This is a genomic window from Amycolatopsis sp. NPDC114478 (assembly GCF_055633805.1).
On sequence record NZ_JBVKDO010000039.1, the window covers coordinates 1 to 18382 of the forward strand.

Below are 18382 nucleotides of genomic sequence, written 5' to 3' on the forward strand. Positions count from 1 at the left end.
AGCAGGACTCAAGCGTCCGGGAAAACCGAGTGCTCACCTACCGGCCGGCTACCACCAGGAGTGTGCCTTACAGCCCACTCCCCGAACTGATTAGGGACGACCATGCCGAACTACGACGACCTGCGCGCCCTGTTCCTCAACGGCACCCTCAAGCGCTCGCCCGAACCCAGCAACACCGACGGCCTGATCGACGTCAGCCGCGGGATCATGGAGAAGAACGGGGTCGGGGTCGAGGTGCTGCGGGTGATCGACCACGACATCGCGACCGGCGTCTGGCCCGACATGACCGAGCACGGCTGGGCCACCGACGCCTGGCCGGCCATCTACGAAAAGGTGCTGGCAGCGGACATCCTGGTGATCGCCGGGCCGATCTGGCTGGGGGACAACAGTTCCGTCACCAAGCAGGTCATCGAGCGGCTCTACGCCTGCTCGCACCTGCTCAACGACGCCGGCCAGTACGCCTACTACGGCCGCGTCGGCGGCTGCCTCATCACCGGCAACGAAGACGGCGTCAAGCACTGCGCCATGAACGTCCTCTACAGCCTCCAGCACCTCGGCTACACCATCCCGCCGCAGGCGGACGCGGGCTGGATCGGCGAGGCCGGCCCCGGACCGTCCTACCTGGACCCGGGCTCCGGCGGCCCGGAGAACGACTTCACCAACCGCAACACGACGTTCATGACCTGGAACCTGCTGCACCTGGCCCGGATGCTGAAGGACGCGGGCGGCATCCCGGCGCACGGCAACCAGCGCAGCGAGTGGGACGCCGGCTGCCGCTTCGACTTCACCAACCCCGAGTACCGCTGAGCCCGCCGTGCCCGGCGTCGGGTTCGTCAACCTGTTCGCGGTGGCGGCGATCGCGCTCGCCGCCCCGCTGGTGCTCGGCCTCGTGCCGAAGCTGCGCGTGCCGGCCGTGGTGCTGGAGATCGTGGGCGGGATCGCGCTCGGGCCGTCCGGGCTCGGCTGGATCCGGCCGGATCTGCCGGTGCAGATCGTCGCCCTGCTCGGGCTCGCCTTCCTGCTCTTCCTGGCGGGACTGGAGATCGACGTCCACCGGCTGCGCGGCCGGGCCCTGCGGGTGGCGCTGCTGGGCTACGTCCTGACGCTGGCCATCGGGCTCGCCGTCGGCACGGGTTTCGCCGCCGCGGGGTGGGTGCGCAGCCCGCTCCTGGTCGCGGTGGCGCTGTCGGCGACTTCGCTCGGTCTGGTCGTGCCGGTGCTCAAGGACGCGGGACAGGCCGAAGGCGGCTTGGGACAGGCGGTCATCGCCGCCGCGTCGGTGGCCGACTTCGCCGCCGTCCTGCTGGTTTCGCTGCTGTTCTCGGCCTCCGGCGGCAGCACCGGCGCGCGGCTGGTGCTGCTCGTGGCCTTCGTGAGCCTGGTCGTCGTGACCGCCGTCGTGGTCGCGCTGGCCGGCCGGTCGCGCCGGCTCGGCGCGACCCTGGTGCGGCTGCAGGACACCACGGCCGAGATCCGCGTCCGCGCGGCCGTGGTGCTGCTGGTCGCGTTCGTCGCGCTGGCCGAGACTTTCGGCCTGGAAAGCATTCTCGGCGCCTTCCTGGCGGGCGCGGTCGTCGGCGTGCTCGACCGCGACTCCGCGTCGCACCCGCGGTTCCGGGTCAAGCTCGACGCCATCGGCTACGGCTTCCTGGTGCCGGTCTTCTTCGTCACCAGCGGCCTGCGGCTCGACCTGTCCGGGCTGCTCGCCGACGCGGCCGCGCTCGCGCGCGTCCCGCTGTTCCTGGCCGCGCTGCTGCTCGCGCGCGGCATCCCGGCGGTGCTGTTCGCCCGGGAATTCGGGGCCGGGAAAGCGATCGCGGCCGGACTGCTGCAGGCGACGTCGCTGCCGTTCCTGGTCACCGCCACCCAGATCGGGGTGCTCACCGGGCTGATGACGCCGGTGACCGCGGCCGCGCTCGTGTGCGCCGGCCTGCTTTCGGTGCTGCTGTTCCCCGCCGGCGCGCTGTCGTTGCTGCGGTCGCGGGAGGGGGTGCCCGTAAGATGACCGTCACCTGTTTCGCCCGTTTCCGCGGCTATATTCGGCTGGTGAGCCCACTTCCGCCGGACACGGAACTCGTCGCCGCGCTGCGCGGCGGGGACGACGGCACCTTCGCCGCCGTCCTCGACGCGTGGTCGGCGCCGATGCTGCGCCTGGCGCGCTCGTTCGTCTCCACCCACGCGTCCGCCGAGGAAGTCGTCCAGGACACGTGGCTCGCCGTGGTCAAGAGCCTCGACGCGTTCGAGGGGCGCGCGGCGTTCAAGACGTGGGTGTACCGGATCCTGGTCAACACGGCCAAGAAACGCGGCACCGCCGAACACCGCAGCATTCCCTGGGCCAGCCTCGCGCCCGACGGCGAAGACCACGGCCCCACCGTCGACCCGGCCCGGTTCCGCGGTCCGGACGATGCCTACCCCGGTGGCTGGCGTCAGTTCCCCGCCGGGTGGCCGTCGCCGGAAAACACCGCCCTGGCCCTGGAAGTCCGGCGAGTGATCGCGCGTGCGCTCGACGAGCTGCCCGCCCGCCAGCGCGCCGTCATCAGCCTCCGCGACGTCGCCGACCACAGCGCCGGCGAGGTCTGCGCGCTGCTCGAGATCACCGCGGCCAACCAGCGGGTGCTCCTGCACCGCGCGCGAGCCGCGGTGCGCGAGCGGCTCGCGGAGTACCTGGGGGCCGAGGGGAAACCGGCATGACGTGCGAAGAGTTCGTCGAGCTCGTCACGGCTTTCCTCGACGGAGCACTGGATTCCGAGACCGAAGCCCGGTTCGTCGAACACTTGGCGTTGTGCGAAGGCTGTGAAACCTACCTCGACCAGTTCCGCACCACCATCGCCGAACTCGGTGCGCTACCCGCCGAAACCCTTTCGCCCGACGTGCGCGACACCGTCCTCGGCGCCTTCCGCGACTGGCGCGGGGCCTAATTCGCCGAGGATGCGTTGCCGGCCAACAGATCCCCGAGGCCGCCCCGCGCGTCCGCCAGCACCAGGGCCTCGGCCGCCGCCGAGTCGCCGGCCCGCAGCGCGTGCACCAGCTGCCGGTGGGTCGCGTAGCGGTCCAAGCCGAACGTCTCGTCCACGCTGACCCGCTCCAGCACCCGCGACCGCCGCTCCGGCGACGAGAAGACCCGCGTCTGGTCGAGCAGCCGCACGAGAACCGGGTTGCCCGCGCACGACTCGACCACGCCGTTGAACCGCTGCACGGCGTCGAAGAGCCGGCCGACGTGCTTGGCCACCTCCTGCCCGGACTCGTGGCGCTGCTTGATGAGGATCAGCAGGTCGTCGGCCTCGTCGAGGATCGCGTCGAGCCGGTCCAGCTGCTCGGGGGTCGCGTGCCGCGCGGCGAAGCGGGCCACCATCCCGCGCAGGCCGACCTCGACCTCCGCGAGGTCCTGGACGGCGACGCCGCCGAACATCGCCACCTTGACCGTCCGCGGCCCGGCCCGTTCGAGGAGGCCGTCCTGCTCCAGGCGCCGGATGGCTTCGCGCACCGGCGTCGGGCTGACCGACAGCCGCTCGGCGAACCCGCGTTCGGTGACCTTCTGGCCCGGGCGCAGCTCGCCAGTGGTGATCGCGTCGCGCAGGGCCCGGTACACGCGGTCGGCCAGCGTGTCGGTCTGCAGTGCTTCACCCAGCATGCCGCACAGCCTACGGCAAAACTCGTATGCAACTATTGACCATCTTGCTATAGCAAAAGTACGGTGGCGGCCACGAACCGACGGAAGGGGCCGACGATGACGTTGACCACCCCGCGCGTCCGGACCGGGCGCATCACGTTCTTCGTGGCCCTGGCCGTCTTCGCCCAGGAATCGACGTGGAACCTCTACGACTCGCAGGTGCCGCCGCTGCTGCGCGAGCACCTCGGCAGCGCCGCGCTCATCGGCGCGCTGATGGGGATGGACAACCTGCTCGGCATCTTCGTCCAGCCGTGGATGGGCAACCGCTCGGACGGCACCCGCACGGCCTGGGGCCGGCGCATCCCGTACCTCGTCGTCGGCATGCCGGTCGCGGCGCTGCTGTTCGTCCTCATTCCGCACGCGGCGGCTTCGCTGCCGCTGCTGATCCTGACGATGTTCGGCTACGCGCTCGTCGCGAACTCCTTCAAGCCGATCGCCGAGTCGCTGCTCCCGGACTTCATCGCCCCCGGACGGCGCAGCCGGGCCAACGCGGCGGTCAAGATCGCCTCCAGCATCACGGTGATCGTCGCCGCGCTGATCAGCCTGTTCCTCATCGACGGCTTCCCGAAGCTGTCCTTCGCGATCCCCGCCGTGTTGATGGTGGGCTCGGTGGCCGTGCTCGCGTGGAAGGTGCGCGACAGTCGGTCGCCGGCCTACCAGGCCGCGCTCGAAGAGGACCGGGCCGAACCCGGCGAGGCTTCGCCGCGGGTGCGGATGCGCGACGTCCTGCTCGACATCGTCCGCGACACCGATCGCAGCCGGCTGCTGGTCATCGCCGCCGTGTTCGCCTTCGGCGGCGCGTGGTTCGCGTCGCGGTCGCTGATCACCAACTACGGCATGGAAACCCTGGGGCTGTCGCGCGGCGACGCGGGCGGGCTGACGCTGCCCAGCGGGCTGGCCTTCATCGTGGCCGCCTACCCGGTCGCGCTGCTCGCCGAGCGCTTCGGGCGGCTGCGCGTGATCCTGGCCGGGATGGCGGTGTTCGCCGCCGCGATGGTGCTGGGCACCGCGGTTTCGACGCCCACCGGCATCGTCGTGGCGATGTGCGTTGCGGCCGCGGGCGCGGCGGCGTTCATCGTCAACACGGCGGTAGTGCTGTGGAACCTCGCGCCGTCGGCCCGCGTGCTCGGCACGTACTCCGGCCTCTACACGGTCGGCTGGTCGGCCGGCGGCTTCGCCGGCCCGGCCCTGGTCGGCGGCATGGTCGACCTGACCGGGTGGCGGTTCATGCTGCTCGACGTCGGCGTCGTCACGGCGATCGCGGTGCTGCTCGTCGCCCGCGTCGCCGCGCTGCAGCGCCACCGCCCGTCGGCCGCCGGGCCGGATTCGTGGTGAACCGAGAGGAACGAGGACCATGGACACAGTGCGCGTGCTGGCGCCGAGCGGGATGCTCGGCGCCGGCTGGGACCACGCGACGGTCGAACGCGGTATCGCCCTGGGCGCCGACGTCATCAGCGTCGACGGCGGCTCCACCGACTCCGGCCCGTGCTACCTCGGCGCCGCGACGGCGAAGACGACCGCCAAAGCCGTGGCGCGCGACCTGCGCAGCCTCTTCACGGCGGCCGCGGGTGCGGGGATCCCGGTGGTGGTCGGCTCCTGCGGCACGAGCGGCACGGACACCGGCGTCGACTGGGTCGCCGGGATCGTCGCGGAAGTGCTCGCGGAGGAGAGCCTGGAGCTGAAGGTCGCGCGGATCTACAGCGAGCAGGACACCACCGGCCTCAAGGAGTACCTGGACCGCGTCCACCCGTTGCCACCCTTGGGAAAACTCGACGCCGAGACCCTCGAAAGCTGCACGCACATCGTCGGCGCAATGGGCCACGAGCCGATCGTCGAGGCGCTGCGCGCGGGCGCTCAAGTGGTGCTAGCCGGCCGCGCGACCGACACGGCGGTCGCGGCCGCCTACCCGCTGATGATGGGCATGCCCGCCGGGCCGACGTGGCACGCCGCCAAGGTCATCGAATGCGGCGGGCAGTGCACCAGCAACCCGCGCGCCGGCGGCGTCCTGGCCACGATCGACGCGGACGGCTTCACCATCGAGCCGCTCGACCCGGCGTCGGCGTGCACGCCGATCTCGGTGGCCGCGCACATGCTCTACGAGACGGCGAACCCGCATCGGATGCGGGAACCCGACGGCACCCTCGACGTCAGCGCCGCCGAGTACACCGCCGTCGACGACCGGATCGTCCGCGTCACGGGGTCGGAGTTCCACCGCGCCGCCCAGCACACGATCAAGCTGGAGGGCGCGCGGATCACCGGGTACGAAACGATGTCGTTCTCGGCGATCCGCGACCCGCTGGTCCTCGCCGAAATCGACACCTGGGCCGAGCTGATGCGCACGCTGATCACCCAGCGCGTCGGCCAGACCCTCGGCCTGGCCGACGGCGAATACGCGTTCGATCTCCGCCTGTACGGCCACAACGCGGTGCTGGGCGAGCTGGAACCCGAGACCGGGCCGCCGCGCGAGGTGGGCGTGATGCTGCTGGTCAACGCCCCCGACCAGGCGACCGCGACGGCGGTGGCGAAGGTGGCCAACCCGCTGATGCTGCACCTGCCGACGCCGTCGATGGACTACCTGCCGAGCTTCGCGTTCGCGTCGTCGCCGGCGGAGGTCGAGCGCGGCGCGGCGTACGAGTTCGTGCTGAACCACGTCGTGGACTGCGCGCCGCTGGAGCTGTTCCGGACCGAGTTCGGTGTCGAAGGGAAAACCCGTGCCTGAAACGACGTTGGCGGACCTGGCCCACGAGGTCCGGTCGAAGAACGCGGGCCCGTTCTGGGTGACGATGGAGGTGTTCCTGCGCGACGCGGACGGCTACCGCGCCGCGGCCGACGAGGCGTTCCTGAACGAGCGGGTGGTCGCCGCGCTGTACCGGGTGGAGGAGAGCACGATCCGGATCTTCCGGATCCCGTCGCTCAACGTCGTGAAGATCTCCTTCCCCCGCCCGGTCAGCCAGGGCTCGCTGCGCGACCGCGACATGCACGCGGGCCAGCACCACGTCCCCCTCGCGCGGCTGGTGGTGCCGTGAGCGGAACCGCGTGCCACCGGATGGCGCGCTCTACCAGGGCAACATCCCGGTCTCGTCCTGCAGTGTCCCGGTCGGGCCGTCGGCGTCCAAGGTGGCCAGGCGCACGACGACCGCGGCGCTCTCCTCCGGCGACCGGCCGATGCCGAACGCGGCCGTCATGTCGGTGGCGGTGGTGCCGGGCTCGACCGCGTTGAACTTGATGCCCGGCTGGGCCTTCGCGTACTGGACCGTCAGCATCGTGGCCGCCGCCTTGGACGCGGAGTAGAGCGCGAGCGGCAGCTGGTACTCCGGGCGGTCGGGGTTGGTCACCGCCCAGAACGAGCCCGCGCTGCTGGACACCGTGACCACCGTGGGGTTCGACGACTTGCGAAGCAACGGAAGCGCCGCCTCGGTGACGCGCACGATCCCCACGGCGTTGGTGTCGAAAACGCGCAGCGCGGTGGGCCCGTCGAGCCCTTCGCTGCCGAGCACGCCCGCGTTGTTGACCAGGACGTCGAGGCGTCCCTCAGCCGCGTCGATCGTGGCCAGCGCGTCGGTGACCGAGGCGTCGTCGGTGACGTCGAGCCGGACGAACCGCGCGCCGAGCTCGGCTGCGGCCTTCTCGCCGCGCTCGGGGTCGCGCGCGCCGACGTAGACGGTGTGGCCACGGCGCAGGAGCTGTTTCGCGGTCTCGAACCCGATGCCCTTGTTGGCGCCGGTGATCAGGGTGACGGTCATGCGCTTTCCTTTCCGGCGGCGAGCTGACGGCGCAGCTCGCCGGCGTCGTGCCGGGCGGCCATGTGGACGAACCGTCCGTTGTGGACGCGGTAGATGGCGTACTCGGTGATCTCGAACGACGCGCCGGTGGGCGCGACACCGAGCCACTCCCGCGCCGGGGTGCCGGTGTTGACCAGGCGTGCGGCCAGGCGGTCGCCGTCGAAGAGCAGCTCCTGGAGCTCCCAGTGGAGATCCGGGACGGCGGCCACATCGGCTTTCTGGACGGCGATGAGGTCGTCCCGCGTGGCGGGCTCGCCGTTCAGGGTCGTGCGGTCGTCGATGAACTCGTCCATCCGGTCGAACCGGTGGGCGTTGAGCTGGTCGAGGTAGCGCAGGTAGAACGCGCGCAGGTCGGATATCGGGTGGTCCTGCTCTCGTCGAGTTCCGCATCGATCGATGCAGAACTCGACCGTAGCACGTTTTGCATCGATCGATGCGGAAAGGTCAGGAAAGCGGCCAGCTACGCAGGGCGGCGTCGGCCATCTCCTGCAGCTCCTCGCGGGCGACGCCGCTGGCGGCCTGCACGGCGATGCCGTACGCGAGGGCGGTGACGAAGCGGGCGAGCACGGCAGGGTCGGCTTCCGGAGGCAGGTCGCCGTCGTCGACGGCTCGTTCGAACCGGTCGCGCAGGGTGGTGTAGCCGTCGTCGCGCCAGCCGACGAGCAGTTCGCGGGCGCCGCGGGCGGAGTCGCCGGTCACCAGGGCGCCCTGGACGCCCAGGCAGCCGTGGGGCCCGGCCGGCCGGGTGGTCGTCTCGATGGTGCCCGCGAGGAGCGCGGTGGTCACCTCGAGCGCGGTCGGCTGATCCAGGGCGTCCACGACGTACGCGCTGGGACCTTCGGTGTAGCGCTCCAGGGCCTTGCGGAACAGTTCTTCCTTGTTGCCGAAGGTCGCGTACATGCTGGTCGTGGAGATGCCCATCGCCTCGGTCAGGCCGGCCAGGCTCGCGCCCTCGTAGCCATGCTCCCAGAAGACCAGCAGGGCGCGCTCGAGCGCCGCGTCGGGATCGAAGGCCCGCGGCCGGCCGGTCGGGCGGCGCTTCCCGGTTTCCATCACCTCAGCCTACCTCTTTCGCATCGATCGCTGCGGAACCGTTCGGAGGGGCCTGCTTGATACTGGTACCCCCTAGGGGTATGGTCGAGCGGGTCGAGACACCGACCCCGGAGGAGAACCCCATGAGCCAGACCACGTTCACCGTCAGCGGTATGACCTGCGGGCACTGCGTCGCGTCGGTCGGCGAGGAGGTCGGCGCGATCGACGGTGTCACCGACGTCGCCGTCGACCTGCCCACCGGGGCCGTCACCGTCACCAGTGCCGAGCCGGTCGACGAAGCGCGCGTCCGTGCCGCCGTCGAAGAAGCCGGGTACACCTTCGCCGGGCAGCACGGCTGACCGGCGACCGGAACCGAGGGAACAACCATGAACACCACAGCACGGCTCGCCGTGTTCGGCGGAGCGCTCGCCCTGCTCGCCGCCGGCGGATTCGTCGTGGGCAAGGCGGCCGGGCCGGTCGCGGCCGCCGAGGACACCGCGCACGGCGAAGGCCACGCGGAGATGACCGCCGCGGCCGACCTGCCGGGCGGCCTCGCGTCCAGTTCGGACGGTTACACGTTCGCCGACCCGGTCGCGGAAGCCGGGCGCTTCACGTTCCGCATCACCGGTCCCGACGGCAAGCCCGTCACCGCGTTCGACGTCGAGCACGAGAAGAAGCTGCACCTGATCGTGGTCCGCCGCGACACTTCGGGCTTCCGGCACATCCACCCGGAACTGGCGTCGGACGGCACGTGGAGCGTCCCGCTGAGCCTGCCCGCCGCGGGTTCCTACCGTGCCTTCGCCGACTTCGCGCCCACCGGCGGGAAGCCGATGACCCTCGGCGTCGACCTCTCGGTCGCGGGGGACTACCGGCCGGCGACCTTCCCGCCCAGCCGCGTCGCGATCGTCGACGGCTACCGCGTCGACCTCGCCGGGGACCTCACCGCGGGGAAGACGTCGCCCCTTACGCTGACTGTCAGCCGCGACGGCGTCCCGGTCGCCGACCTGCAGCCCTACCTCGGCGCCTACGGGCACCTGGTGGCGCTGCGCGAAGGCGACCTCGCCTACCTGCACGTCCACCCCGACGGCGAACCCGGCGCCGGGCCCCAGGTGAAGTTCGCCGCCGAGGTCCCCAGCGCCGGGACCTACCGGCTGTTCCTCGACTTCCGGCACGGCGGCGTCGTCCGGACCGCCGAGTTCACCCTCACCACCGGCCAGTGACCGCGGAAGGAGAGCCGATCATGACCGAGATCGAACTCGCGATCGGTGGCATGACCTGCGCGTCCTGCGCCAACCGCATCGAACGCAAGCTCAACAAGCTCGACGGCGTCACCGCTTCGGTCAACTACGCCACCGAGAAAGCACGCGTGCACGCCCCCGAAGGCGTCGACCCGGCCACGCTGGTCGCCACGGTCGAAGCCGCCGGCTACCACGCAACGCTGCCCCAGCCGGAAGAACCCGAACCGGCCACCGGCGAGGACGACCCGACGCGGCCGCTGCGGCAGCGGCTGATCACCAGCGCGGTGCTCGCGGTGCCGGTGATCCTCCTGGCCATGGTGCCGGCGCTGCAGTTCACGTACTGGCAGTGGATTTCGCTGACGCTGGCCGCGCCGGTCGTCACCTGGGGCGCGTGGCCGTTCCACCGGGCGGCGTGGACGAACCTGCGTCACGGCGCCGCGACCATGGACACGCTCGTGTCGATGGGCGTGCTGGCCGCGTTCTCGTGGTCGGTGTGGGCGCTGCTGTTCGGCACGGCCGGGACGCCGGGGATGGTGCACCCCTTCGAGCTGACGGTCGCGCCGTCGGACGGCGCCGGCAACATCTACCTCGAGGTCGCCGCGGGTGTCACCACGTTCATCCTGGCCGGCCGCTACTTCGAGGCGCGGTCCAAGCGCCGCGCCGGCGCCGCGTTGCGCGCGCTGCTCGAGCTGGGCGCGAAGGAAGTCGCCGTGCTGCGCGGCGGCGTCGAGGTCCGGATCCCGACGTCGGACCTGGCGGTGGGGGACCGGTTCGTCGTGCGGCCCGGCGAGAAGATCGCCACCGACGGCGTGGTCGAGGAAGGCGGGTCCGCGGTCGACGCGTCGATGCTCACCGGCGAGTCGGTGCCCGTCGAGGTCGGCGAAGGCGACGCCGTCACCGGCGCGACCGTCAACGCGGGGGGCCGGCTGGTCGTGCGGGCCACCCGCGTCGGGGCGGACACGCAGCTGGCGCAGATGGCCAAGCTGGTCGAAGACGCCCAGAGCGGCAAGGCCGACGTGCAGCGCCTGGCCGACCGGGTGTCCGGCGTGTTCGTGCCGATCGTGATCGGCCTGGCCGCGGCGACGCTCGGCTTCTGGCTCGGCACCGGCGTGGGCGCGGCGGCCGCGTTCACCGCCGCCGTCGCGGTGCTGATCATCGCCTGCCCGTGCGCGCTGGGCCTGGCCACGCCGACGGCGCTGCTCGTCGGCACCGGCCGCGGCGCCCAGCTCGGGATCCTGATCAAGGGCCCGGAGGTCCTGGAATCCACCCGCCGCGTCGACACCGTGGTGCTGGACAAGACCGGCACGGTCACCGCCGGGCGGATGACCCTGACCGCCGTGCACACCGCCGAGGGCGTCGAGGAGACCGAGCTGCTGCGGCTGGCCGGTGCCCTGGAAGACGCGTCGGAACACCCGATCGCGGCGGCGATCGCCCGCGGCGCCCGGGAACGCGTCGACCTGCCGGCCGTCGAGGACTTCACGAATGTGGAAGGCCTTGGCGTGCAAGGGATCGTCGACGGGCACGCGGTTCTCGTCGGACGCACGGCCCTGCTCGAGGACTGGGGTCAGCCGCTGCCCGGCGACCTGGCCGAGGCGAAGGCCGCGGCGGAGGAACGGGGGCACACGGCGGTCGCGGTGGCCTGGGACGGCGCGGCCCGCGGTGTCCTGGTGGTCGCCGACACGGTCAAGCCGACGTCGGCCGAGGCGATCGCCCAGCTGCGGGCGCTCGGGCTCACGCCGGTGCTGCTGACCGGCGACAACGCGGCCGTCGCCCGCGCGGTGGCGGCGGAGGTCGGGATCGACGAGGTGATCGCCGAGGTGCTGCCGGCGGACAAGCTGGACGTCGTCAAGCGGCTGCAGGACGAGGGCAAGGTCGTGGCCATGGTCGGCGACGGCGTCAACGACGCGCCGGCGCTGGCCCAGGCCGACCTCGGGCTGGCCATGGGCACCGGCACGGACGTGGCGATCGAGGCGAGCGACCTGACGCTGGTCCGCGGCGACCTGCGCGCGGTGGCCGACGCGATCCGGCTGTCCCGGCGCACGCTGCGCACGATCAAGGGCAACTTGTTCTGGGCGTTCGCGTACAACCTGGCGGCGCTGCCGCTGGCCGCGGCCGGCCTGCTGAACCCGATGATCGCGGGCGCGGCGATGGCGTTCAGCTCGGTGTTCGTCGTCGGCAACAGCCTGCGGCTGCGCGGTTTCCGCTCCAGCGCGGCCTGAAGCGGCCCGGGCCGTCCGGTTCAGCCGGGCGGCCCGGGTTCGCGCCGGCCGCGGTCGAGGTGCTCGTCGATGGCGCGCTGGTGCGCGACGATCCGGTCGTGCAGCTCGCGGAGCGCGAGTTCGTCCTCGCCCGGCGCGGGCTCCTGCGTGCCGTCCGCCATGGGCGCCTCCCGCGAGCCCGGCCGTCGTCCGCGGCCCAGGACTTGCCGAGCACAATACTTGTACGGGCGAACTGTCATGCGAGCGGCAGGAGGACGCCGGCCGCGGCCAGTTCTTCCAGACCACCGGGGACTTGTCGTAGCCGTCGCCCTTGTCGAAAGTCGCGGCCTCGACCGCCGCGCCTTCGCGGGCGCCCTGCAGCGTGCACGTCTCGAACTTCGCGCCGGCCGAAGTGAAGTCTTTGCCCGCCGTCCCGGACTTGCACTGCTCGGTGCTGCCGGTGATGATCACGCCCGTCGAACGACCATCGGAGCCGAGGGCGCGCAGCGACACCGACGAGTAGTAGGCCCGGTCGCCTCCGCCTGCTCGAGAGCCGCCTGCTCGGCGCGCGCCGCGTCCGTCCGGGCCGTCGAACGGACCAGCAGCACGAACGCCACCCGCGCCAGCACGGTCTCCACCACGACCCGCAGCGCCACCGGCAGCCAGCCCCCGCCACCGAACGCCGTCCCGACCGCCGGCAACGCCACCAGCACGGGCTGGCACGCCGCCACCGCGCCCGGGCGCACCACCGCCGGCGCGAACGACCGCCCGAAGACGCCGGCCACGCCCGCCACCAGGCTGAGGCCAAGCAGGCCGAACGCCACCGGCAACGAGTCCCCGGGCGTGGCCACGACGCCGAACACGCCGACGACCGTCGTCGCCACCGCCCGCGCGGGGCCCGCGAACCGCGTGACCGACGCCCGGAACTGCGCCTCGACCGGCCCGGGCGCGCTGGCGGTCGTCACCCTCCCGGGAACCTCCGAAATCGGACGCTCTGTTTCTACCAGGCACCACCGAACGCGCGATTCTGTCCATAAAGGGCAGTAATCAAGCACTATCGAGCACTTGACATGCCCGGTGTTGCTCGCTTTACTGCTGAACACGTCGGAACGGACGCCCGACGTCAGAGGTACGCCCAGCCGGTATGTCGGCCTCCGCCGCGAGCCCGGACTGAGTCGCCAGGACGCGCTCGTGGTCCGAGGCGGGGTCGTGCCCACCACCATCCGGAGTTCGAGGATGCCCCTTCCCCGCGTTCAGTTCATCACCGGAGCCGCACTCGCCGCCGTGGTCCTGATCGGCGCCGCCTGCTCCGCCGACGCGACCCCGGCCGCCGGCGCGACGACGACGGCCGCCGTCACGCCACCCCCGGTCAAAGCCGGGTTCGACTACCAGATCGGCGGGGCCTACACCCCGGCGAGCGACGTCAAGGTCGTCAGCCGCGACCACACGGCCCAGCCCGCCAAGGGCCTCTACAACATCTGCTACGTCAACGCTTTCCAGGCGCAGCCCGGCGCCGAGGGGGAGTGGGGCGACCTGCTGCTGCGGGACGCCAACGGCAACGTCGTGATCGACGAGGACTGGAACGAAGCCCTCCTCGACCTGCGCACCGCCGACAAGCGCCAGCGCGTCGCCGCGAAGGTCGACGCCTGGGTCGACGACTGCGCCGCCAAGGGCTACCAGGGGGTCGAGCCCGACAACTTCGACAGCTACACCCGCTCCCGGGGACTCCTTTCCGACAGCGACGCCCAGGCCTATATCCGCCTGCTTTCCGCCCACGCCCACGCGAAGGGCCTGGCGATCGCGCAGAAGAACACCTCCGAGCTGTCCGATCAGCGCCAGGCCAACGGCCTCGACTTCGCCATCGCCGAGGAGTGCGGGCAGCAGAAGAACTGCGGCGAGTTCACGCCCGCGTTCGGCGACCACGTGATCGTCATCGAATACACCGACGGCGGCCTCAAGACCGCGTGCAGCCGGTGGAGCTCGCTCAGCATCGTCCGCCGCGACCACGACGTCGTCCCGAAGGGCGAAGCCGGCTACGTCCGCAAGACCTGCTGATGGACCGGCGGGGATTCCTGCGCGGCGCCGCCGGGCTGACGCTCGGCGCCGCCGTCGCGGGCTGCGGGCCGGCCCGCGGCGCCGGCGGCCCGGTCACCGTCGAGGTCTGGCACGGCCAGACCGACACCGGCAAAAAGGTCCTCGAAGCGCTCGTCGCGGACTTCCACCGGACCCACCCCGGGATCCGGATCGACCTGGGCGGCGGCGTCCTCGCCGACGCGATGCTGCAGAAGGTCACCGCGGCGCTCGCGTCGGGGTCCTACCCGGACATCGCGTACGTCTTCGGCTCGGACCTCGCGAGCGTCGCGCGCAGCCCGCAGGTCGTCGACGTCACCGATCTCGTCGACGCGGGCCCCGGCTTCTGGGCCCCGGCCCGGGAAGCGGTCACCGTCAACGGCCGCGTACGCGCGGTCCCGGCGCTGCTCGACTCCCTGGCCGTGGTGTGCAACAAGGCGTTGTTCGAGAAGGCCGGGCTCCCGCTGCCGGCGGCGGGCTGGACCTGGGCGGATTTCGTGGCCACGGCGAAGAAACTCACCGACCCGGCCGACGGCACCTTCGGCACCGCCTGGCCCGCCACCGGGGACGAGGACACCGTCTGGCGGATCTGGCCGATGGTGTGGGACCTCGGCGGCGACGTCATCGGCGCGGGCGGCCGCGGGATCGGGTTCGCCGACCAGGGCGTGCGCGCCCTGGAGGTCGTCCGCGACCTCGCCGCGGCCAAGTCCGTCTACCTCGACCCGAAAACCGGCAGCGAGCAGATGTACCAGGCGTTCGAAGCCGGCCACATCGGCATGGTCCCGACCGGCCCGTGGCAGCTGCCCGACATCGCCGACGCGGGGGTCGACTACGCGGTCGTGCCGCTGCCCAGCTTCAGCGGCCGCCCGGTGACCATCTCCGGCCCGGACACCTGGACGCTCTTCGACAACGGCGAGGAGCGCGTCGAGGCGGCGCGGACCTTCCTGTCCTGGCTGGCGGACCCGGCCCAGGACGTCCGGTGGGACGACGGCGCGGGCAGCCTCCCGCTGAGCCCGCAGACCAAGGACCTGCCCGCGTGGCAGGCGAAAACCACCGAGACGCCGGGCCTGCCGGTGTTCGTGGACGCGCTGGCGAACGCCCGCGTCCGGCCGGTGCACCCGGCCTACCCCCAGGTGTCGGCGGCCGTCGGCACCGCGATCGTCGCCGTGCTGCTCGGCCAGGCGACCCCGGCCGACGCCCTGCGCGACTGCGCCGCGGCCGCGAACGCCGCCCTGATCATCCCACGCTAGGGAGCCGCCATGCCCGGACTGCCGAGTCCCCTCACCGTCACCCCCACCGCCAGGAAACACCGCGAAACCGCGGCCGCGTGGGCCTACGTCTCGCCCGCCGTGCTCATCATCCTCGGCCTCGGCGTGGTGCCCGTGGCGTGGTCGCTGCTGCTGTCCTTCCAGGCCGACGACCTCGTCACGCCGAGCCGGTTCGTCGGGCTCGACAACTACGCCGCGCTCGCCCAGGACCCGCACTTCGCCCAAGCGGTCGGCAACACCGTCCTCTACACGGTGCTCTACGTCCCGCTGAGCATCCTGCTCGGGTTCGCGCTGGCGCAGGCGCTGAACCGGCGCATCCGGCTGATCGGGGTGTACCGGACGCTCGTGTTCGTCCCGTTCGTGCTGTCGGCGACCGCGCAGGGCGTGCTGTTCTCCTTCATCCTCGACCCGCAGTTCGGCGCGGCGAACTCGCTGCTGCACCACCTCGGCGTGTCGCCGCAAGGGTTCCTGACCGATCCGGGGCAGGCACTGTTGGTGCTCGTCGCGATCACGTTGTGGAGCGGCACCGGGTTCTGCGTCGTCGTCTACCTGGCCGCGTTGCAGGACGTCCCGCCGTCGCTGGTCGAGGCCGCGCGGCTGGACGGCGCGGGCACCTGGCGCGTGCTGCGGCACGTGACGCTGCCCGCGGTGATGCCGGTGACGGCGTTCCTGGTGCTGTGGCAGCTGATCACGTCGCTGCAGGTATTCGACCTCGTGTACGTGACGACCAAGGGCGGCCCGCTCGGCTCCACGACGGTGATCGTCTACTTCGTCTGGGAGCAGGCGTTCAAGAACTTCACCGCCGGCTACGGCGCGGCCTCGGCGTACGTCCTGGCGCTGGCCTTGCTGGTGGTCGTGGTCGCCGTGCGCCTGGCGCGCCGGCCGCGGAAGGCGCTCCGGTGACCGCCCGAATCGACAGCGTGCCGGCGCCGCGCACGCTGCCCGCGCTGCGCCGCCCGCGGCTGCCGTTCAGCGCCTGGCACCTGCTGCTCCTCCCGCTGGCGCTGGTGTTCGCCGCGCCGCTGGTGTGGCTGCTGCTCAGCTCGGTGATGAGCAACGCCGAGATCAACCGGTTCCCGCCTTCGTTGTGGCCGTCCCAGGTGGACTTCGCGGGCTACCGGTACGTCCTCGAGAACGCGCTCTTCCTGCGCTGGATCGGGAACTCGCTGATCGTGTCGGCGGTGACCGTCGTGTCGAACCTGCTGTTCGGCGCGCTCGGCGGCTACGCGTTCGCGCGGATGCGGTTCGCCGGTTCCCGGGTGATGCTCGCGCTGATGGTCGCGACGATGGCGATCCCGTTCCAGCTGACCATGATCCCGACGTTCCTGGTGATGAAGAAGCTGGGCCTGATCGACAGCCTCGGCGCGCTCATCGTGCCGTCGCTGGTGACGCCGTTCGCGGTGTTCCTGCTGCGCCAGTTCTTCCTGTCCCTGCCCCGGGAACTGGAAGAAGCCGCGTGGATCGACGGCTGTTCGCGCCTGCGCGTGCTGTTCACGATCGTGCTGCCGCTGTCGCGGCCGGCGCTGAGCACCGTGGCCGTGCTGACGTTCCTGAGCACGTGGAACGACCTGACCTGGCCGCTGATCGCGCTCAACCACGACACGACGTACACGCTGCAGCTGGGCCTCACCACGTTCCAGGGCCAGCACCACACGAACTGGGCCGCGGTGATGGCGGGCAACGTCATCACCGTCCTGCCCGTGCTGCTCGCGTTCCTCGGCGCGCAGAAGACGTTCATCCAGTCCATCACCTCCAGCGGCCTCAAGGCCTGACCCCGCACCGCGAACCACCGGATCGGATCCCATGACCCCCAAGATCACCTTCGTCGGCGCCGGCAGCGTCGTCTTCACCCAAGGCCTGCTCGCCGACCTGTTCGCCTACCCCGATCTCGACGGCGTCCACGTCGCCCTGCACGACATCGACCCGGAGCGGCTCGCGACCGCGCTGGCCGCGGCCCGGCGGATCGCCGCCGTGCGCGGGGTGAAACCGGTGCTCACCGCGCACGAAGACCGCCGGGAAGCCTTGGCGGGCGCGGACTTCGTCGTGAACATCGTCCAGATCGGCATGGGCGAGGCGACCCGCACCGACTTCGAAGTCCCGGCGCGCTACGGCGTGCGTCAGACCATCGGCGACACCCTCGGCATCGGCGGGATCTTCCGCGCGCTGCGGACGTTCCCGTTCCTGGCGGAGCTGGGCCGCGACATCGCCGACGTCTGCCCGGAAGCGTGGCTGCTCAACTACACGAACCCGATGGCGATGAACGTCCAGTACCTGGCCGAGGCGACCGGGCTGTCCCGGGTCGTCGGGCTCTGCCACTCCGTCTACTGGACGGTGCACGGGCTCGCCGAGCTGGTCGGCGTGCCGTTCGAGGAGGTCACCTACGTCGCCGCCGGCGTCAACCACCAGGCGTGGGTGCTGCGGTTCGAGCACCGGGGGAGCGACCTGTACCCGCGGCTGGCGGAGCTGGCCGAGACCGACGCGCAGCTGCGGCGGCGCGTCCGGTTCGACATGTTCCGGCGCCTGGGCTACTACCCGACGGAGACCAGCGAGCACTCCGCCGAGTACGTCCCGTGGTACCTCGGGCACGAGACGGAGGTCGAGCGCCTGCGGCTGCCGATCGGCGCCTACCTGGACATCGTCGCGGAGAACGAAGCCGAGTACGAGCGGACCCGGCACGCGATCGCGGCCGACGAGCCGCTGCCCGTCGAAGGCACGAACGAGTACGCGCCGCAGATCATCCACAGCCTGGTCACCGGCACGCCCCGGACGGTGTACGGCAACGTCGTCAACCGCGGCCTGATCGAGAACCTGCCGGCCGGCGGGGTGGTCGAGGTGCCGTGCCTCGTCGACGGCACCGGCGTCCGGCCGACCCGGATCGGCGCGCTGCCGCCGCAGCTCGCGGCGCTCAACCGCACGTACCTGAGCATGAACGACCTGGTCGTGCGCGCGGCGGTCGAGGACGACCCGCGCCACATCCGCCACGCCGCGATGACGGACCCGGCGACGGCGGCCGCGCTGCCGGTCGAGCGGATCTTCGAGCTGTGCGACGACCTGGTCCGCGCCCACGGCGACCGCCTCCAGCCGGGCCTGCGGGCGGTCCTCGGCAGTTGACCATGCGCGCCGG

At 71.8% G+C, this 18382-nt stretch carries 21 protein-coding genes; 15 read left to right on the top strand and 6 right to left on the bottom strand.

Translation table 11 applies throughout. The annotated features are described in order from the left end of the window. Window positions 1-102 precede the first annotated feature (102 nt). Genes ACZ7OH_RS49365 through ACZ7OH_RS49380 form a run of 4 tightly spaced genes read left to right on the top strand, consistent with a single transcriptional unit; the run spans window position 103 to window position 2918 of the window. Window positions 103-807 carry a flavodoxin family protein gene (locus ACZ7OH_RS49365; protein ID WP_400890636.1) on the top strand — a complete coding sequence of 235 codons (705 nt, stop codon included), beginning with the start codon at window positions 103-105 and terminating at the stop codon, window positions 805-807. 7 nt (window positions 808-814) lie between these two features. Further along, on the top strand, window positions 815-2005 hold the full coding sequence (locus ACZ7OH_RS49370) for a cation:proton antiporter (protein ID WP_470287283.1): 1191 nt from the start codon (window positions 815-817) through the stop codon (window positions 2003-2005). 41 nt (window positions 2006-2046) lie between these two features. Further along, entirely contained in the window at window positions 2047-2691 is a 645-nt protein-coding gene (locus ACZ7OH_RS49375) for an RNA polymerase sigma factor (protein WP_470287284.1), read from the top strand. Next, the gene (locus ACZ7OH_RS49380; RefSeq protein WP_470287285.1) at window positions 2688-2918 is read left to right on the top strand and encodes an anti-sigma factor family protein; all 231 of its coding nucleotides are present in this window, start codon (window positions 2688-2690) and stop codon (window positions 2916-2918) included. Before ACZ7OH_RS49375 ends, ACZ7OH_RS49380 begins: the two co-directional genes overlap by 4 nt. On the opposite strand, the gene ACZ7OH_RS49385 is transcribed toward ACZ7OH_RS49380, so the two are convergent. Further along, window positions 2915-3631: a GntR family transcriptional regulator gene (locus ACZ7OH_RS49385; protein ID WP_470287286.1), complete on the bottom strand. Its 717-nt coding sequence runs from the start codon at window positions 3629-3631 to the stop codon at window positions 2915-2917. The genes ACZ7OH_RS49380 and ACZ7OH_RS49385 overlap by 4 nt on opposite strands. Before the next feature lie 96 nt (window positions 3632-3727). On the opposite strand from ACZ7OH_RS49385, the gene ACZ7OH_RS49390 reads away from it, so the two are divergent. From ACZ7OH_RS49390 to ACZ7OH_RS49400, 3 genes are read left to right on the top strand one after another with little or no spacing between them, the layout of a single operon-like run. After that, window positions 3728-5005 (top strand): MFS transporter, encoded by a 1278-nt coding sequence (locus tag ACZ7OH_RS49390; RefSeq protein WP_470287287.1) that lies wholly within the window; start codon window positions 3728-3730, stop codon window positions 5003-5005. A 19-nt stretch (window positions 5006-5024) separates the two neighbouring features. Then, window positions 5025-6389, top strand: coding sequence for an acyclic terpene utilization AtuA family protein (locus tag ACZ7OH_RS49395; RefSeq protein WP_470287288.1), 1365 nt, complete (start codon window positions 5025-5027; stop codon window positions 6387-6389). Beyond that, on the top strand, window positions 6382-6696 hold the full coding sequence (locus ACZ7OH_RS49400) for a DUF4387 domain-containing protein (protein ID WP_470287289.1): 315 nt from the start codon (window positions 6382-6384) through the stop codon (window positions 6694-6696). The genes ACZ7OH_RS49395 and ACZ7OH_RS49400 overlap by 8 nt, the downstream gene beginning before the upstream one ends. A gap of 30 nt (window positions 6697-6726) precedes the next feature. Here ACZ7OH_RS49400 and ACZ7OH_RS49405 read toward each other — a convergent pair whose 3' ends face one another. Genes ACZ7OH_RS49405 through ACZ7OH_RS49415 form a run of 3 tightly spaced genes read right to left on the bottom strand, consistent with a single transcriptional unit; the run spans window position 6727 to window position 8505 of the window. Beyond that, window positions 6727-7413, bottom strand: a complete 687-nt coding sequence (locus ACZ7OH_RS49405; protein WP_470287290.1) for an SDR family NAD(P)-dependent oxidoreductase — start codon at window positions 7411-7413, stop codon at window positions 6727-6729. Beyond that, window positions 7410-7883, bottom strand: coding sequence for an ester cyclase (locus ACZ7OH_RS49410; RefSeq protein WP_470287352.1), 474 nt, complete (start codon window positions 7881-7883; stop codon window positions 7410-7412). The genes ACZ7OH_RS49405 and ACZ7OH_RS49410 overlap by 4 nt, the downstream gene beginning before the upstream one ends. Window positions 7884-7896: 13 nt before the next feature. Next, window positions 7897-8505, bottom strand: a complete 609-nt coding sequence (locus ACZ7OH_RS49415) for a TetR/AcrR family transcriptional regulator (RefSeq protein ID WP_470287291.1) — start codon at window positions 8503-8505, stop codon at window positions 7897-7899. A gap of 122 nt (window positions 8506-8627) precedes the next feature. Between ACZ7OH_RS49415 and ACZ7OH_RS49420 the strand changes: the two genes are divergently transcribed. The 3 genes from ACZ7OH_RS49420 to ACZ7OH_RS49430 are packed head-to-tail and all read left to right on the top strand — an operon-like array spanning window position 8628 to window position 11941. Beyond that, on the top strand, window positions 8628-8843 hold the full coding sequence (locus ACZ7OH_RS49420) for a heavy-metal-associated domain-containing protein (RefSeq protein ID WP_470287292.1): 216 nt from the start codon (window positions 8628-8630) through the stop codon (window positions 8841-8843). Window positions 8844-8870: 27 nt separating this feature from the next. After that, window positions 8871-9704, top strand: coding sequence for a hypothetical protein (locus ACZ7OH_RS49425; protein WP_470287293.1), 834 nt, complete (start codon window positions 8871-8873; stop codon window positions 9702-9704). A 20-nt stretch (window positions 9705-9724) separates the two neighbouring features. Then, complete coding sequence (locus tag ACZ7OH_RS49430) at window positions 9725-11941, top strand: heavy metal translocating P-type ATPase (RefSeq protein WP_470287294.1); 2217 nt, start codon at window positions 9725-9727, stop codon at window positions 11939-11941. A 20-nt stretch (window positions 11942-11961) separates the two neighbouring features. Here ACZ7OH_RS49430 and ACZ7OH_RS49435 read toward each other — a convergent pair whose 3' ends face one another. Continuing rightward, complete coding sequence (locus ACZ7OH_RS49435; RefSeq protein ID WP_470287295.1) at window positions 11962-12102, bottom strand: hypothetical protein; 141 nt, start codon at window positions 12100-12102, stop codon at window positions 11962-11964. 285 nt (window positions 12103-12387) lie between these two features. After that, the gene (locus tag ACZ7OH_RS49440) at window positions 12388-12885 is read right to left on the bottom strand and encodes a hypothetical protein (protein ID WP_470287296.1); all 498 of its coding nucleotides are present in this window, start codon (window positions 12883-12885) and stop codon (window positions 12388-12390) included. A gap of 271 nt (window positions 12886-13156) precedes the next feature. Here ACZ7OH_RS49440 and ACZ7OH_RS49445 point away from each other — a divergent pair, with 271 nt between their 5' ends. Genes ACZ7OH_RS49445 through melA form a run of 5 tightly spaced genes read left to right on the top strand, consistent with a single transcriptional unit; the run spans window position 13157 to window position 18369 of the window. After that, window positions 13157-13975 carry an endo alpha-1,4 polygalactosaminidase gene (locus tag ACZ7OH_RS49445; RefSeq protein WP_470287297.1) on the top strand — a complete coding sequence of 273 codons (819 nt, stop codon included), beginning with the start codon at window positions 13157-13159 and terminating at the stop codon, window positions 13973-13975. Continuing rightward, window positions 13975-15240 carry an ABC transporter substrate-binding protein gene (locus ACZ7OH_RS49450; RefSeq protein ID WP_470287298.1) on the top strand — a complete coding sequence of 422 codons (1266 nt, stop codon included), beginning with the start codon at window positions 13975-13977 and terminating at the stop codon, window positions 15238-15240. Before ACZ7OH_RS49445 ends, ACZ7OH_RS49450 begins: the two co-directional genes overlap by 1 nt. 9 nt (window positions 15241-15249) lie before the next feature. Then, complete coding sequence (locus tag ACZ7OH_RS49455) at window positions 15250-16161, top strand: carbohydrate ABC transporter permease (RefSeq protein ID WP_470287299.1); 912 nt, start codon at window positions 15250-15252, stop codon at window positions 16159-16161. After that, window positions 16158-17030 carry a carbohydrate ABC transporter permease gene (locus ACZ7OH_RS49460; RefSeq protein ID WP_470287300.1) on the top strand — a complete coding sequence of 291 codons (873 nt, stop codon included), beginning with the start codon at window positions 16158-16160 and terminating at the stop codon, window positions 17028-17030. The genes ACZ7OH_RS49455 and ACZ7OH_RS49460 overlap by 4 nt, the downstream gene beginning before the upstream one ends. 31 nt (window positions 17031-17061) lie before the next feature. Next, a complete protein-coding gene (gene melA / locus ACZ7OH_RS49465; protein WP_470287301.1) occupies window positions 17062-18369 on the top strand; it encodes an alpha-galactosidase in 1308 nt (435 codons plus the stop codon). The last annotated feature ends 13 nt before the right edge of the window (window positions 18370-18382 follow it).